Source organism: Centipeda sp. (in: firmicutes) (assembly GCF_057271695.1).
The window spans coordinates 59,844-74,617 of the sequence record NZ_DBHIVL010000002.1 but is presented as its reverse complement, the minus strand read 5'-3'; the positions used below and the strand labels follow the sequence as shown (position 1 = coordinate 74,617).

The window sequence follows — 14,774 nt, the reverse complement described above, 5'->3', positions numbered from 1 at the left end:
AAAGAAAAAGCGCCGTTATGAACGGCGCAGCGAACAAGACATCAGTACCGCCGCAGGAACTCGCGGCCGAAGACGGTGACGGTGTAGTAGAAACCAATGAGGAACGGGAGGTATTCGGCGATGAGCCGCCAGCAGACGGCGACGATGCCGACGGTGCCTGCGGGAACAGTCGCTGCAAAGAGGAGGACGAAGCCGCCCTCGGCAATGCCGGAGCCGCCCGGGGTCGGGCTGAAGTAAAGCAGCATATTGAGGAAGATCATGCGCCCCATGACGGTGTACCAGTCCGCATCGGTCACGCCGAGCCCGAGCAGGAGGCACGGAACGACGGCGTAGATACAGAGGAGATTCAGCCCCGACTCGACAAATACCACGAGCATCTGACGCGGCGCACCGAGCAGGAGCGAGATCGCGCTCTTCGTATCGCGGTAGAGACCGAAGAGCTGATGCCTCTTCCTGTCCCGCAGACGGCGTGCGATCCAAACGACAATGTAGTCAAGAAAGCCGCGCCGCGCTCCCACAACGATGAATACAATGCCGAGAAAAGCCGCGAGTGTCACCGCCATCAAAATATCGTTCGACACGCCAGGGACGATGCCCTCATCGTGCAGAAAGATAAACGGCATACACAGTGCAAGAAAGAAGATTGAGAGCAGTGTCCGCACGATGACGAGCACCGCAGCCTTGCCTGTAGGTACGCCCGCATGGCGCAAAAACATGACCTGTGCGACTGCGCCGCCTGTCGCGCCCGGCGTAAGGAGCGCGAGGAAATAATTGCCGAAGATCACCTGTACCGCTTGGTACAAGGTGATTTTTTCATTGGAGATTTTGACGAGGTGCATGAGGCGGCTGCCGTCAAAGAACATCCCAAGCCCGACGGCAAGGAGTGCGAGGAGGAGTGACCACGGATGAAAGCGCGTCAGGTTCTGAAGGGTATTGATGTCCACCGTTGTGTAGATGACGGCAGCGGAGATGCCGACAACGAGCACAAAAAGAAGGAGAAAGCGCCGCGCAAATTTACTCATGCTCTACGCTCTCCCCCTTTTTCTACTCAGACAAATATTCTTCATGTGCCGCAAAGGCGTTGTGGCTGTGAATGGACTCCTCATTTTCACATGCGAGCGAGAAATATGCAAGCCCCGGCAGTGCACGCAGGGCGAGTACGGTGTCGCGCAAAATGTCCTCGACGAATTTCGGATTCTCGTACGCAGCCTCGGTGACATACTTCTCATCCGCACGCTTGAGCAGCGGATAAATGGGCGCAGAGCCCTGCCGCTCGAGCAGCTTTGCCAGTTCCTCGATGTAGATGCACGGCACGCCCTCGTGATAGCGGAGCCGCACGCGTGCTGTGGAACGCTGATTGTGCGCTCCGTACGCAGAGATCTCCTTGCTGCACGGGCAGAGCGAGGTGAACGGCATGGAGAGTCCAAGCTCAAACTGCATCGGTTCTCCGCGCCGCTTGCGCCCCGTAAAGGAGGCATCCACGTCGAGCAGAGACGCACGTCCGCTGACGGGTGCTCTTTTTTCGAGAAAATAGGTAAACGCGAGCGAAACCTCTGCCGCCTCGGCGTGAAGACGGTCAAGTGCCTCCGTGAGCATCGCGTCCATCTCCTCCTCGGCGAGCGGCTTCGCGCTCCACGGCAGGAGGATTTCGAGGAAGCGACTCATGTGCGTCCCCTTGAACTCCATCGGCAGGGACACGGTGAATGCAATGCGCGCGAGCACCTGCTGATAGCCGCCCGCCTGTTTCTTGATGAGAAAGGGCAGGCGCACTTCCTTGACACCGACGCGCTGAATCGCAATGCCGCGTTCGTCCTCACGGTTCTGTACGTCCAGCATCATCGTGCTCCTGATACATACGGAATCGGGTCGCGCCGCCCCGCCTCGGCAAAGCCGCGCAGGCGCAGGACGCAGCTGTCGCAGATGCCGCACGCCTCCGCGCCGCCCGCATAGCAGCTCGTTGTCAGTTCGTAGGGTGCGCCCAGTTCCGTACCAAGACGAATGATATCGCCCTTCGAGAGATGCTGCAGCGGAGTCTCGACAACGATGCGGCGACCGCGCTCCGCTGCAGCTGCCGTCGCCGCATCCGCCGCCGCCTGAAATGCGGCGATGAATTCGGGACGGCAGTCGGGATAGCCCGAGTAGTCGACAGAGTTCACACCGATGTAGAGATGTGCCGCCCCTACGCGCTCCGCATAGCCGAGTGCATAGCTCAGAAAGATGAGATTGCGTGCGGGTACATAGGTAACGGGAATCTCCGTGCGCTCTGCATCTCCCTCAGGCACATCAATCGCATCGTCCGTCAGCGCAGAGCCGCCGACCGCATCCATATTCGTCTCGATGATAAGATGCTCTGCCGCATGATAGTGCGCAGCAATCCGCTTTGCGCATTCCAGCTCACGGTCATGCCGCTGGTGATAGTCGAAGCTGATCGGATAGAGCTCATAGTCCGCTGCATGGGCGACCGCCATGCAGGTACAGCTGTCAAGCCCTCCCGAGAGCAGGATTACCGCTTTTTCCCCCATACGTTCCCTCTCATCCGCGCAGCGAGGCGACGGCTGCGGCAATATCCTTTGCGCCGTAGATGTACGAGCCCGCGACGAGAATATTTGCCCCTGCCGAGCGCACGGACTCCGCTGTCTCCGCATTGATGCCGCCGTCGACCTCGATGTCAACATCCAGTTCGTTGTCCATGACCGTATGATAGAGCGCGTGAATCTTGCCGAGCGTGTTCTCAATGAACTTCTGCCCGCCAAAGCCGGGGTTGACCGTCATGAGAAGCACCATATCCACATCGTCGATCAGCTCCTCGAGAGCGTAGATCGACGTGCCCGGATTGAGTGCGATGCCCGCCTTGCAGCCCGCTGCCTTGATCTGCTGAATGACACGGTGGGCATGGCGCGTCGCCTCAACATGGAACGTGATAATATCCGCTCCCGCCTTTGCGAACGACTCGATATGCGTCTCGGGATGCTCGACCATGAGGTGCACGTCAAAGACCGCCTTGGACACCTTACGCAGGCTCTCCACGACGCAGGGTCCCAGGGTGATGTTCGGCACAAACGTTCCATCCATCACATCGATATGGATGTACTCCGCGCCCGCCTCCTCTACGCGGCGCACATCTGCGCCGAGGTTTGCAAAGTCCGCCGAGAGAATGGACGGCGCAATGATGGTTGGACGCTCGATGTGAACGTGCTCTTCTTCCATCATTTCTTCTTCGTACTCGTGTTCATGTTCGTGTGCCATTGCGTTCTCCTATTTCTTCTTTGTTCTGCGTTCATTGAGCAATGCGATGTAGGCATCGTACCGCTCGCGTGAGAGTTCCTCTGCCTCCACCGCCGCCTTGACGGCGCAATCCGGCTCATGACTGTGACTGCAGGGGACAAAGCGGCAGCCCGTATAGCGGTCAAAGTCAGGAAAGCACGCGGCAAGATTCTCTGCCGTGACCTCCGTAAGTTCCTGCTGGGTAAAACCGGGGGTGTCGACCACATAGCCCCCCATAAAGGGCAGTAGCTCTGCACGCCGTGTCGTATGTCGGCCGCGCCCGATCTTCTCGCTGACCGTCCCCGTCACGAGAGCAAGCGACGGATCGAGTGCGTTCAGCAGGGAGGACTTCCCCGCGCCCGACGGCCCCGCGAGAACGGTAATCTCACCCGCAAGGCGTTCGCGCAGTTCCGCAAGCCCGGTTCCCTGCTCCGCCGAGACGCGCAGGACGGGATAGTCAGCCGCCTCGTATTCCGCAAGAAACGTCGCAGGATCGCTCGTGCAAAGCTCCATCTTGTTCACACAGAGGATGATTGTTTTCACCCCCGATAGCTCTGCGAGTACGAGGAAGCGGCTCACAACGAGCGGATGCGGGTCGGGCGATGCCGCCGCGACGGTGATGACGATCTGCGTGAGATTTGCCACACGCGGACGCTGCAGGAGGTTCGTACGCTCCTCGATGCGCTCAATCACGCCCTCCTCGGGCGATATGCGTTCCAAGGCAACAAGATCGCCGGGGACAAGCCCCATATCGCTGCGCCCCTTCTTGACCCTGCCGCGCAGCTTGCAGAGGATGATGCCATCCTCCGCTGCGACATGAAGCACATTGTTGTAGACCTTCAGGATACGTCCGTGCTCTGTCACCATGCACTCCCTACTCTGTCTTTTCCGTCTGGATACGGCGTCCGGCGGGGTCTTTGTCCGTCTTCTTCGTATCGCCGCCCTTCGTATCTTCCTTCGTGCCTGTGGTCTTGCTGCCGCTCGAAACAACAAGGCGAACAGCAGTGCCGGAGTCTACCTCCGTTCCTCCCGCAGGGGACTGACTGACAACGGTTCCCGCCGCCTGTGTGCTCGCCTCTTCGGAGATGCTGCCAACTTTCAGGTTGCTGCCTTCAATCATCGTACGGGCTCGATCCGAGGGTACGCCCTTCACATCGGGGATGGTGACTTTCTTGATCTTCTGTCCCTTGCTGACGGTGATGTCCACCGACTGCCCCTTGCTGATGCGCGTGCCGCTGCGCGGATCCTGTGAGATGACAGTGCCGCTGTCCTCATCGGAGAACGTCTCATAGGATGAGCCGAGCCGTAGCCCCATCTGCTGCAGCTTTGCAACTGCATCCGCCTGTTTCAGCCCGCGCAGATTCGGCATCTCAAGCTCCTCGCCGCCCTTGCTGACGTAGATGGTGATCGTGCGCTCCTCCTTGACCGTCGTGCCCGCCTCCGGGGTCTGCGAGACAACAACGCCCACGGGGACGGAAGCATCAAAGGTCTCTGCAACGGTGACGCGCAGATGCTGATCCTCAAGGATCTGACGCGCAAGTGTGAGCTGCTTGCCCGTCACATCGGGTACGGTGATCTCCACCGAGCTCCAAAACTTTCCAAAGCTCAGGAAAAATCCCGTAAAGAAGCCGAGCATGAGGATGAGCACAAGGCCAAATTTGAATTTCTTCGTGCGGAAAAAGGACTTCTCCTCCACCGCTGACGCTTCTTCCTCCTCCGCCTCGGCGATTGCACTGATCTCCTGTGCCTCTACGGGCGAGAGCACGCGTGTCGCATCGGGATCGAATGCCGGCATCGCAGCCGTATCGCCGCGCATCATCTGCTCCGTGCGTGTGATTTCCTGCACGAGCAGACGGCTGTCGGGACGCAGTGCGGGCTCCTTTGCCATCATGCGCGTCACGAGAGCTTCCTCGACGGGCGGGATGTTGGGAACAACGGAGCGCACGGGCGGTGCCTCCTCCTCCAGATGCTTCCGTGCAATGCTCACCGCCGTGTTGCCGTCGAACGGAATACGTCCCGTCAGCATCTCGTAGAGCACAACGCCGAGGGAGTAGACATCCGACTTCGGTGTGATGATCGTCCCGCGTGCCTGCTCGGGCGAGAAGTAATGCACCGAGCCCATAATATTGTCGTTGTAGGTCATCGTGGATTCTGTGACGGCGCGTGCAATGCCGAAGTCCGCGACCTTCACGTTGCCGTCAGGCATGACGAGGATGTTGTGCGGCTTGATGTCACAGTGTACGAGGTTGTTTGCGTGCGCCTGTGCGAGTGCCCCTGCGATCTGACGTGCGATCTCCAGTGCCTGCGCTGCGGGCACCGGCCCCTCCTCCTTGATCCGCTCCTTCAGCGTGCGTCCCGGAACGTACTCCATGACGATGTAGTGCCGCCCCTCGGCAACGCCGACATCAAACACGTTGACGATGTTTGGATGAGTGATGCGCGCGGCCGCCTTTGCCTCGCGCTGAAACCGCGCGATAAACTCCGTGTCGTTCTCATACTGCTGATGGAGAATCTTGACGGCGACGGTGCGCTCCAAAAGCTGATCCTTTGCCCGATAGACATCCGCCATGCCGCCGCTGCCCACAAGCATTTCCAGCGCGTAGCGTCCATCCAAGACACGCTCAACCATGTTCGTTCCTCCTAACGCCTCTGCCATGCACTGCCGAGGTCTCTATCTCAGAAAGGTTCTCCTGCATTTCATCGCAGTCCTGCAAAATATGTCTGTATCACCGCGCGTGCAATCCCTGCTGCAGCACGTCCGCCAAAGCCGCCTTCTTCCACGATGACCGCCATGACAATTTTTTGTCCGCCGCGCTCCGCCGAGCCGATGAACCACGCATGATCCGTGCCGCTCGCATTCTCTGCTGTCCCTGTCTTGCCCGTGACGCGCACGCCCGCGACGTCTGCCGCTGTCCCCGTCCCCGCTGCAACAACATCCGCCATATAGCCATCGATGACTGCCGCACGCGCCGCCGTTGTCGCCGTTCGCCATGCGGTGGGACTTGCCTCGTAAAGCGGCATCCCGTCCTTCGTCAGCACGGCATCTACGACGTACGGCTGCATCACACGCCCGCCGTTCGCGAACGCATCCGCAACGAGTGCCATCTGCAGGGGCGTCACGAGGAGTTCCCCCTGACCGATGCCGATCTGTGCAAGCTCTCCCTCACTGAGGTTCTTTAGCTCCGGCACATGCGCCGCCGCCATCGAAATCTCGGGGGCGGTGAGTTCCGCCCCGATGCCGAAACGCTCACATGCGGATGACAGACCTCGTGCACCGAGACGCAGGGCAAGTGTCGCAAAGGTGACGTTGCAGGACTCACGCAGTGCATCTGCAAGGTGAAGTTTGCCATGCACCTCTCCATGACTTTCATGCAGGACGTAGTCCCTACCAATGGCAAGTTCTCCCGTGCAGGTGAACACCTCATCGGGATTTGTCACGCCCGCCTCGAGCGCAGCATCCGCAATCAGTGTCTTGAACGTCGAGCCCGGCGGATAGAGCCCGTGCGTCGCACGGTTCAGCAGCGGACTGTCTGCACGCGCTGTGAGTTCGTCCCAGTTTTGCTCCGCCGTGGCAGGATCGAACGAAGGGGCACTCACCATCGTGAGTATCGCTCCCGTCTCCGCATTCATGACGACGACTGCACCACGCCGTGCTCCGAGCGCATGCCATGCCGTCTCCGACAGCTCTGCATCGACGGTCAGGCGGACATCATAGCCCGCATCTGCACGCAAAAGGGTGCGCAGAGGCCCCATGTGCAGAGCATCCGTTGTGACACCGCTGAGTGCCGACCCCGCGACCTGCTCCACGCCCGTCGCACCATAACGCTCCGTCTGATAGCCCGTCACGGGCGCGAGAATCCTGCCATAGGGATAGGAACGCACGCCATCTGCCGCACTTTCGGCGAGTACGCGTCCCCCATGATCGAGGATGCGCCCGCGCACGATGTCCTTTTCCATGAGTGCCGACCGCGTATTGAGCGGGTGCGCGGCAAGCTCATCGCCGTCCCAAACGCTCAGCTTCGCAAGATAGAGGATCTGAACACCGATGAGTACGAGTAGGAAGGATGCCGCAACAGCAATATGTTTTCGGATTTTCCGATCAGTCATCTGCCGCCTTAACCTCCCCCGAGAGTGCCGTCAAGATGCCGACCAGGATAAAACTCGCCGCCATCGAACTGCCGCCGTAGCTGACAAACGGCAGTGTAATCCCCGTGAGCGGCAGGAGTTTCGTCACACCCGCCGTGATGATGAACGCCTGCAGGAGGAGACTTGCGGCACAGCCCGCAGCGAGCAGCGACTCCTGCACGCGTGGCAGCCCCATCGCAATACGACTCCCCCGCCAGAAGATCAGCGCGTAAACCATGAGCACAAGCACACCGCCGATGAGCCCAAACTCCTCGGCAATCGCCGCAAAGATGAAGTCCGTGTGCACCTCGGGGATGAGCAGCGGATGCCCCTCGGCAAAGCCCGCGCCCCAGATGCCGCCCGAACCAATCGCAAAGAGCGACTGCACGACCTGATAGGACATGCCGTTCGGATCTGCCCACGGATACAGCCAGATGTCAAAGCGCACGCGAACGTGACCGAAGAGCGCATAGCTGAGTGCCGCTGCAATGACGATGAACAGCCCCGCAAGGAAGACGTAGGATTTGCGCCCTGTCCCCATATAGGTCATAAGCACCGCCATCCCGAAAAAGAGCAGTGCAGAGCCGAGGTCACGCGCGATGACGAACATGAGCACGGCGAGTCCCCAGAGTGCGACGAGCGGTGCGATAAAGCGCACGGGCGGCAGATGAAGAAAGAGGAAACGGCGTGCGGGGAGGGTCAGCACGGCGAGATGGTCGGCAAGATATGCCGCAAGGAAGAAAATGAGCAGAATCTTACCAAACTCCGATGGCTGCATCGAAAAGGAGCCAAACGTAATCCAGTTCTTATTGCCGCCGATGCTCACGCCGAAAATCAGCGGAAGCACTAGGATCACCGTTGTCGTAAGCCCAAGTACATAGGGATAGTCGAGCATCCGTCGAAGGCGCGTCCAGAGGAGCACGACGAGTGCCCAAGCTGCAATGCCGACACATGCCCACCGCAGCTGCGGCACAAAAAGCTCCGGTTTCAGACGCGCAATTTCAGCAAGTCCGACAGCGAGAAGCACATAGGCAAGCGCGAGTGGAACGCAGTCCAACTTGCAGCGTGCAGCGAGCACATAGCTCGCTGCACCCGCACAGAGAAGGAGTGCGAGCCACGGCAGATACGCGAGCTGCGTATGCCAGTCAAACGACCATCCCGGCTGTCCCGCCCCCTGTTTTAGAAACAGAACGCCAAGTGCGCAGACGAGAATCCCCACAGGCGCAAATTTCAATCCGCCGGTCATGGCATTTCGTATGCGATTGCAATCGCCGTGATATTGTCACTGCCGCCCCCTGCAAGCGCCCGCTCCGCCATGCGCTTTGCGACATCGGAGAATTCGCCCCCGAGCAGGGAGGCAAGCGCATCGTCATCCACCATATTCGTCAGCCCGTCCGTCGCGAGGAGAAGACGATCGCCCGTCTCGAGCGGGAAGGAGTCCCCATCTACATGGAGGTGCTCCTCAATGCCGACGGCGCGCAGGAGGAGATTTTTGCGCGGATGGTGCTGCGCCTCCTTCTCGCTCAGTTCCCCTCGTGCGACAAGTTCCTCCACATAGGAGTGGTCGCGTGAGACCTGCCGAAAGACACCGCGCCGCAGAAGATAGAGACGGCTGTCCCCAACGTGTGCATAGTACGCCATGCCCGCGCTCTCATCGATGTGGAGGACGGTCGCCGTCGAGCCCATCCCCTCGTACGAAGAATTGCCCGCAGCGGCAGAGAGCACCTGTGCATTCGCACGCAGGACAGCGGATTTCAGTGCCGCCGTATCCATCGGTGCCCCTTCGTTTGCCATATCGTGCACAGCGGCGACCACCATGCGGCTCGCCACCTCCCCCGCCGCGTGACCGCCAAGCCCGTCGGCGACAACGTAGACGGCAGGAGCAAATACGCCGTAGCTGTCCTCGTTCGATGTCCGCACGCGTCCGATATCCGACGCACTCGAAACCTCTATCATGTGCTTACCTCTCAAAACGCAGGGCAACGGCGTCGATCCGCAGGACATCACCCGCGCGCAGATACGCCCGCCCCGTCAGAATCCCATCGTTCAGATAGGTGTGGTTGCGGCTGTCCAGATCCTCCACAATATACGCATCTTCTCTCTGATAGATGGATAGATGGTGATGGGATACAAAATTATCCGCAAGTACAATATCGTTGTCTGCACTGCGACCGATGGAAAGCCCATGCCCCACGGGAAAACGCAGGCCGACCAGTCCCTCGCCTGCAACGGCGACCAGAGACGCCGCTCCGGCAGACGGCTGCGGCGGACGTGCCGCCCTGAGATCCGCATGCAGCGTGCCAAACATCATACGTCCGAGCCGCACGACAACGTAGGCGAGCCAGAGAAGCGCACCGTATTCGAGCAGCACGCGCAGGACTTTCAATGCAAGTGCAGGCATCAGAGCACCCCGTAACGTAGAGCAGTCGTACCGAGACGAATCTCGTCGCCGTCACGCAGCCGCTGCGCCGTGATGCGCACGCCGTTCACAAAGCTGCCGTTACGGCTCTCGGCATCGTAGAGCACATGACGGTGTTGCTCGTACGCAATCCACGCATGAACGCGCGAGACATTCGTATCTGTCAGGATAAACTCACTCTGCGGCATACGCCCCATATAGATCTTGCGCTCACCGAGGCGCATTGCAATGCCCTCATCAGCACCACTGAGCACCGTGAGTGTCGCGATTTCATGCACAGGAGGGAGGTTCAGACAGCGCGCATCCATCAGCGACGGACGTTCAAGCACGATCGTCTGCGCCATCGTATCATGGGAGACCGGTGTCTCCGACACGGGAACGCACGCGTGCTGCATCCGTGCCTCCATATGATAAGAGCCCGCGCGCAGGCTTTCATCCAGTGCAAAGCAGATGCTGAGTTTGCCATCCATCGTGAGATCCGCACGGATGATGTATTTCTTGAGTGCCACCCCCAGCTCATCCGCCACGCGATGCGAGCAGAGCCGCTGGTAATCCTCCGTCCCGAGCGAGATGACATAGGAGTTCGCAAGCCCCTTGCCCGCGCCCTGCCTCTTTGCCTCCTTCTCAAGCCCCTTGATGAGCTCGACCGGCTCGAGATGACTACTGAACTTACGGTTGAAAAAACCTTCGATATGATCTCCCAGAAAAGATTCCACGCGATCCATCATCGTGCAATACTCTCCTTTGGTTACAAACTAAATCGTTTTCGCGAACTTCTATATCATACCATAAAAGTACAAATTTTTATAGTCCCGCTTCCATGAGACGGTTGCGCAGCTGTCCGCACGCCGCCTGGATGTCCGTTCCCATCTCGCGCCGCAGCGTCACTGTGATGTGCCGCTCCTCGAGAGTTTTTTGGAAACGTCGGATCGTCTCTTTGCTGGGACGAAAGAGATTACGCTCCGCAACGGGATTGATGGGGATGAGGTTCACACTTGCAAGCTGTCCCCGCAGGAGTTTTGCAAGCTGCTCCGCCTCACGCACACCGTCATTCAGATCACGAATCAGGATGTACTCGTAGGTGACGCGCCGCTTCGTCCGCTCCGCATACATACAGGCTGCACGCAGTACATCCGCAAGCGGGTACATGCGATTGACGGGCATGATCTCAGAGCGCAGTGCATCCGTCGGCGCGTGCAGGGAGATGGAGAGCGAGATGGGGATGCCCTCCTTTGCCAGCCGCTCGATGCCGGGCACAATGCCCGAGGTCGAGAGCGTCACACCGCGATAGCTCAATCCGATGGTATAGTCCTCGTGTAGAAGACGCAGTGCCGCAATCACATTGTCGTAGTTCTCGAGCGGTTCGCCCGAGCCCATGACGACAATCGTATCGACACGCGCCCCCTCCTGCCGCAGGAAGTCCGCAATACCGATCACCTGCGCCGCGATCTCCCCCGCGGTCAGATTGCGCTGCAGCCCGTGCAGTGTTGACGCGCAAAATGCGCAGCCCATGCGGCAGCCCGCCTGTGTCGAGACACAGACGCTGTTGCCGTACGAATGGCGCATCAGCACCGTCTCTGCCGTCTGCCCGTCCGCAAATTCATAGAGCAGCTTGATCGTCGCACCGTCAGCGGAGTGGAGACGCGAGATGACCTTTGGTCGTTCGATGGAGAACTGTTCGGCAAGCTGCGCACGCAGAGGCTTGGACAAATTATCCATCGCATGAAAAGAAACCGCACCGCGCTGATACATCCATCGAATGATCTGATCTGCGCGGAAACGGGGAATGTCATGCTCTTTGAGGGCTTCGGCAAGCCGTTCCTTTGTCCATCCAAAGATATTCATAGTCGCCTCATGCGTGCGATAAAGAAGCCGTCAGGGCCGTCCGTCTCGGGCATGATCTGTACCATGCGCTCCGCACTTTTCTGCATCGGAAGAAACGCCCCCGTCTCCTCAAGCACAAAATCTGCGTGCGTCTCCAAAAAGGTGCGGACAACGGAGGCATTCTCGCACTCCTCCATGGTACAGGTGCTGTAGACCAGTATTCCGCCGTGTTTCACCGCCTGTGCTGCACGCGCAAGGATGTCGCGCTGCAGAGGCGGCAGTGTCTTTGCATCCCGTACGCTTTTCTTCCAGCGTGCGTCGGACTTACGCCTGAGAACGCCGAGCCCCGAGCAGGGCGCATCGACGAGCACACGATCCGCCTGTTCCGCATATGCCGCACCGATCTCACGTGCGTCGCGCATCTGTGTCTCGATGATGGAGATGCCGAGACGCTTCGCGTTGCGCTCGATGCGGCGAATCTTCTCCTCGTAGATGTCAAACGCGAGGATGCGCCCGCGATTTTCCATGCGCTGTGCAATGTGTGTCGTCTTGCCGCCAGGTGCAGCACAGGCATCGATCACCGTCATGCCCGGCTCCGGAGCAAGCACATGCGCGACGAGCATCGAACTCTCGTCCTGCACCTGTGCCAGCCCCTCGCGCAGAGGTGCGAGCTCATCGAGTGCACCATGCGCGGCGAGCACAATGCCGTCCGGCACCCGTGCAGAGGCACGCACCTGCGCCCCCGCCGCCGCAAGTTGCGCCATCAGCGCGTCGCGGTTCGTACGCAGTGTGTTCACACGCACGGAGAGCGGCGCACTCGTATTGTTGCAGCGACAGAGCTCCTCCGTCCGCTCGTATCCATAGGTACGCATCCATCGTTCCACCATCCACTTCGGATGCCATGTCCGCAGGGCAAGTGCGTGCGCATCCCGCCCCTCGGGGAATGCCACACGCTCCGGCTCGCGCAGTGCTGCGCGGAGAACACCGTTGACGAACGCGTCCGCCCCCCTGCGCCCATGTTTTTTTGCAAGCTCCACCGCCGTATTGCACGCAGCAGAGGGCGGCACGCGATCCATGCAGAAGATCTGGTAGAATCCCAGACGCAGGAGCTCGCGAATGGCGGGCTGCGCCTTGCGGATGTCAGCGACGTAGCACCCGATCATATAGTCGAGCGATGCGCCCGCCTTCGTGACACCGTAGACGAGTTCCGTCAGAAAACGGCGGTCACGCTCCGACAGCTGCACCTCACGCAGTGTTTCTGCAAGCGCGACATTGGCATATGCGTCCTCAACGTGTACCCGTTGGAGCACCCGCATCGCCAGCTCACGCACATGGTCGATCTTTTCCTCACGGTAGTTCTGCATTATGCCCCCTTTCTCGTGTCGTCCGATGGCGGTTCAATGATCTCCTCCAACTGGCGGCGTACCTCGTTCATATCCACGCTTGTATTGTAGCACGGGCCGTTCGGGCGAATATTGAGAACCCCCACCGCCGGCAGCGGGAAAACGTCCTGTATCCCGCTCATCAGATCGCGCTCGCACGCAATCGCAAGCACCGCTTTCGGGCGCATATTGTAGATGATCTGGCGGGCAAGCGTGCCACCCGTCGCCACAAAAAAGTGAAATCCCATCTCCTCCGCGAGTGCCACGAGATCACCGATGTTGCAGCCGCCGCATCGCTTGCAGTTGTTTGGGTCGCGCGTCACCTTGTGCGGGCAGCTCGCAAGCTGCAGACAGTGCGGCGTGACGACGAGCAGACGGTTCGCAGGCACGCGGATGTGCATGCGGTGAAAGAGCAGATTGCTCACGGCGATAAACGAGCCCTCAAGCCTGCGCCGCTTCACGCCAAAAATTGCCCCGAGACGCACAGCTGCGGGAAAGAGCAGATTGATGAGCTCATAGGTCTGCCGTTTCATCCACGGCAGATAGGGCAGCCCTGCAATCGCCAGCACCATATTGAAGAGCCCAAAGAAGGACAACAGAACGGCGAGCGTCAACGCGCCCCCAATGACCCACGGCAAAGCCGGCTGAATCCGTTCAAGTCCCGGTACGCCGATGTACCAGATCCCAAAGAGGAGCATCGCCGCAAGCACCGTCACAAGGAGCAGCATACCGATGAAAAGCCGCTTTTTCGGACGCGACGGGAGTGCGATGGTCTTTTTCTCTCCCGCCGTCTTGCCGTTCACCGTCAATGTCTGCTCACTCATGGCAAAACCTTCCGCCAACGGGAAGTGTATAACCGTTCAAAAAGGCACGCGCCTCCATCATCTTCTTGCCGGGTGCTTGAATCTCTGTGATCTCCACATCCTCATTCCCTGTGGCAACGATGAGCCCCACCTTGCAGTCGGCGGCGACAATCGTCCCTGCGGGCGCATTTGCAGTACGCTTCGAACGATGCATTGCACCGATCTTGTAGACCGCGCCATCTAGTACGGTCTGCGCATACGGCGTTGGGTTCAGACCGCGCACAAAGGCATCGAGTTCCTGCGCCTTTTTCGACCAGTCCATCGCGACTGTCTCGCGTGTAATGCGTGCGGCATAGCAGGATGCACCCGTCTGCGGCGTGCGCACGAGCGTCCCTGCTGCAAGTCGCTCAAGCGTCTCGACGAGAAGACTTGCCCCCGTGTCCATCAGTGCGTCGTGCAGTGTGCCATACGTCGTGTCCGCATGAATCGGCACTTCTCTCCACAGGAGCATATCGCCCGTATCAAGCCCCGCATCCATCTGCATCGTCGTGATACCCGTCACCTGCTCCCCCGCCATAATGGCGTGCTGAATCGGTGCCGCCCCACGGTACTTCGGCAGGAGGGATGCGTGCACATTGATGCAGCCGTGAACGGGCACGTCCAGCACCTCCTGCGAGAGGATCTGACCGAATGCGACGACAACCGCTACATCGGGTTTCAAATCTCGAAATGCGGCGACAAACGCCGCATCGCGTGCACGCACGGGCTGAAGCACGGGGATATCATGCGTCACTGCCCATGCCTTCACGGGCGGCGGACTGAGCTTCTTCCCCCGTCCACGCGGGCGGTCGGGCTGCGTGACAACGGCGACGACCTCCGCGAGATCGGATCGTGCCGCAATCGCCGCAAGCGTCGGCACGGCAAAATCCGGCGTCCCCATAAAGACGACACGCATCC

The 14,774-nt window shown here is 59.7% G+C and carries 15 protein-coding genes; all 15 read right to left on the bottom strand.

The features are described 5' to 3' along the window. Nucleotides 1-41: 41 nt before the first annotated feature. The 15 genes from ACO6BQ_RS00870 to fmt all read right to left on the bottom strand — a co-directional run bounded on the left by ACO6BQ_RS00870 (nucleotide 42) and on the right by fmt (nucleotide 14,772). Complete coding sequence (locus ACO6BQ_RS00870; protein ID WP_489118742.1) at nucleotides 42-1,022, bottom strand: lysylphosphatidylglycerol synthase transmembrane domain-containing protein; 981 nt, start codon at nucleotides 1,020-1,022, stop codon at nucleotides 42-44. Nucleotides 1,023-1,044: 22 nt separating this feature from the next. Continuing rightward, nucleotides 1,045-1,836: a GTP cyclohydrolase FolE2 gene (gene folE2 / locus ACO6BQ_RS00865; RefSeq protein ID WP_489118740.1), complete on the bottom strand. Its 792-nt coding sequence runs from the start codon at nucleotides 1,834-1,836 to the stop codon at nucleotides 1,045-1,047. Next, nucleotides 1,836-2,522 carry a 7-cyano-7-deazaguanine synthase QueC gene (gene queC, locus ACO6BQ_RS00860; protein WP_489118738.1) on the bottom strand — a complete coding sequence of 229 codons (687 nt, stop codon included), beginning with the start codon at nucleotides 2,520-2,522 and terminating at the stop codon, nucleotides 1,836-1,838. Before queC ends, folE2 begins: the two co-directional genes overlap by 1 nt. 10 nt (nucleotides 2,523-2,532) lie before the next feature. Beyond that, nucleotides 2,533-3,246 (bottom strand): ribulose-phosphate 3-epimerase, encoded by a 714-nt coding sequence (gene rpe, locus ACO6BQ_RS00855; protein WP_489118736.1) that lies wholly within the window; start codon nucleotides 3,244-3,246, stop codon nucleotides 2,533-2,535. A 9-nt stretch (nucleotides 3,247-3,255) separates the two neighbouring features. Continuing rightward, on the bottom strand, nucleotides 3,256-4,131 hold the full coding sequence (gene rsgA / locus ACO6BQ_RS00850) for a ribosome small subunit-dependent GTPase A (RefSeq protein ID WP_489118734.1): 876 nt from the start codon (nucleotides 4,129-4,131) through the stop codon (nucleotides 3,256-3,258). A 7-nt stretch (nucleotides 4,132-4,138) separates the two neighbouring features. Next, the gene (gene pknB, locus ACO6BQ_RS00845) at nucleotides 4,139-5,893 is read right to left on the bottom strand and encodes a Stk1 family PASTA domain-containing Ser/Thr kinase (protein WP_489118732.1); all 1,755 of its coding nucleotides are present in this window, start codon (nucleotides 5,891-5,893) and stop codon (nucleotides 4,139-4,141) included. 68 nt (nucleotides 5,894-5,961) lie between these two features. Beyond that, complete coding sequence (locus ACO6BQ_RS00840) at nucleotides 5,962-7,371, bottom strand: peptidoglycan D,D-transpeptidase FtsI family protein (protein WP_489118730.1); 1,410 nt, start codon at nucleotides 7,369-7,371, stop codon at nucleotides 5,962-5,964. After that, the gene (locus tag ACO6BQ_RS00835; RefSeq protein WP_489118728.1) at nucleotides 7,364-8,635 is read right to left on the bottom strand and encodes an FtsW/RodA/SpoVE family cell cycle protein; all 1,272 of its coding nucleotides are present in this window, start codon (nucleotides 8,633-8,635) and stop codon (nucleotides 7,364-7,366) included. Before ACO6BQ_RS00835 ends, ACO6BQ_RS00840 begins: the two co-directional genes overlap by 8 nt. Continuing rightward, a complete protein-coding gene (locus tag ACO6BQ_RS00830) occupies nucleotides 8,632-9,345 on the bottom strand; it encodes a Stp1/IreP family PP2C-type Ser/Thr phosphatase (RefSeq protein WP_489118726.1) in 714 nt (237 codons plus the stop codon). The genes ACO6BQ_RS00835 and ACO6BQ_RS00830 overlap by 4 nt, the downstream gene beginning before the upstream one ends. A gap of 4 nt (nucleotides 9,346-9,349) precedes the next feature. After that, the gene (locus ACO6BQ_RS00825; protein ID WP_489118724.1) at nucleotides 9,350-9,790 is read right to left on the bottom strand and encodes an FHA domain-containing protein; all 441 of its coding nucleotides are present in this window, start codon (nucleotides 9,788-9,790) and stop codon (nucleotides 9,350-9,352) included. Continuing rightward, nucleotides 9,790-10,536: an FHA domain-containing protein gene (locus ACO6BQ_RS00820; protein WP_489118722.1), complete on the bottom strand. Its 747-nt coding sequence runs from the start codon at nucleotides 10,534-10,536 to the stop codon at nucleotides 9,790-9,792. The genes ACO6BQ_RS00825 and ACO6BQ_RS00820 overlap by 1 nt, the downstream gene beginning before the upstream one ends. 76 nt (nucleotides 10,537-10,612) lie before the next feature. Next, on the bottom strand, nucleotides 10,613-11,653 hold the full coding sequence (gene rlmN / locus ACO6BQ_RS00815) for a dual-specificity RNA methyltransferase RlmN (RefSeq protein WP_489118720.1): 1,041 nt from the start codon (nucleotides 11,651-11,653) through the stop codon (nucleotides 10,613-10,615). Continuing rightward, complete coding sequence (rsmB, locus tag ACO6BQ_RS00810; protein ID WP_489118718.1) at nucleotides 11,650-12,996, bottom strand: 16S rRNA (cytosine(967)-C(5))-methyltransferase RsmB; 1,347 nt, start codon at nucleotides 12,994-12,996, stop codon at nucleotides 11,650-11,652. The genes rlmN and rsmB overlap by 4 nt, the downstream gene beginning before the upstream one ends. Next, entirely contained in the window at nucleotides 12,996-13,838 is an 843-nt protein-coding gene (locus ACO6BQ_RS00805) for a DUF116 domain-containing protein (RefSeq protein ID WP_489118716.1), read from the bottom strand. Before ACO6BQ_RS00805 ends, rsmB begins: the two co-directional genes overlap by 1 nt. Then, complete coding sequence (fmt, locus tag ACO6BQ_RS00800) at nucleotides 13,831-14,772, bottom strand: methionyl-tRNA formyltransferase (protein ID WP_489118801.1); 942 nt, start codon at nucleotides 14,770-14,772, stop codon at nucleotides 13,831-13,833. Before fmt ends, ACO6BQ_RS00805 begins: the two co-directional genes overlap by 8 nt. Nucleotides 14,773-14,774 lie beyond the last annotated feature (2 nt).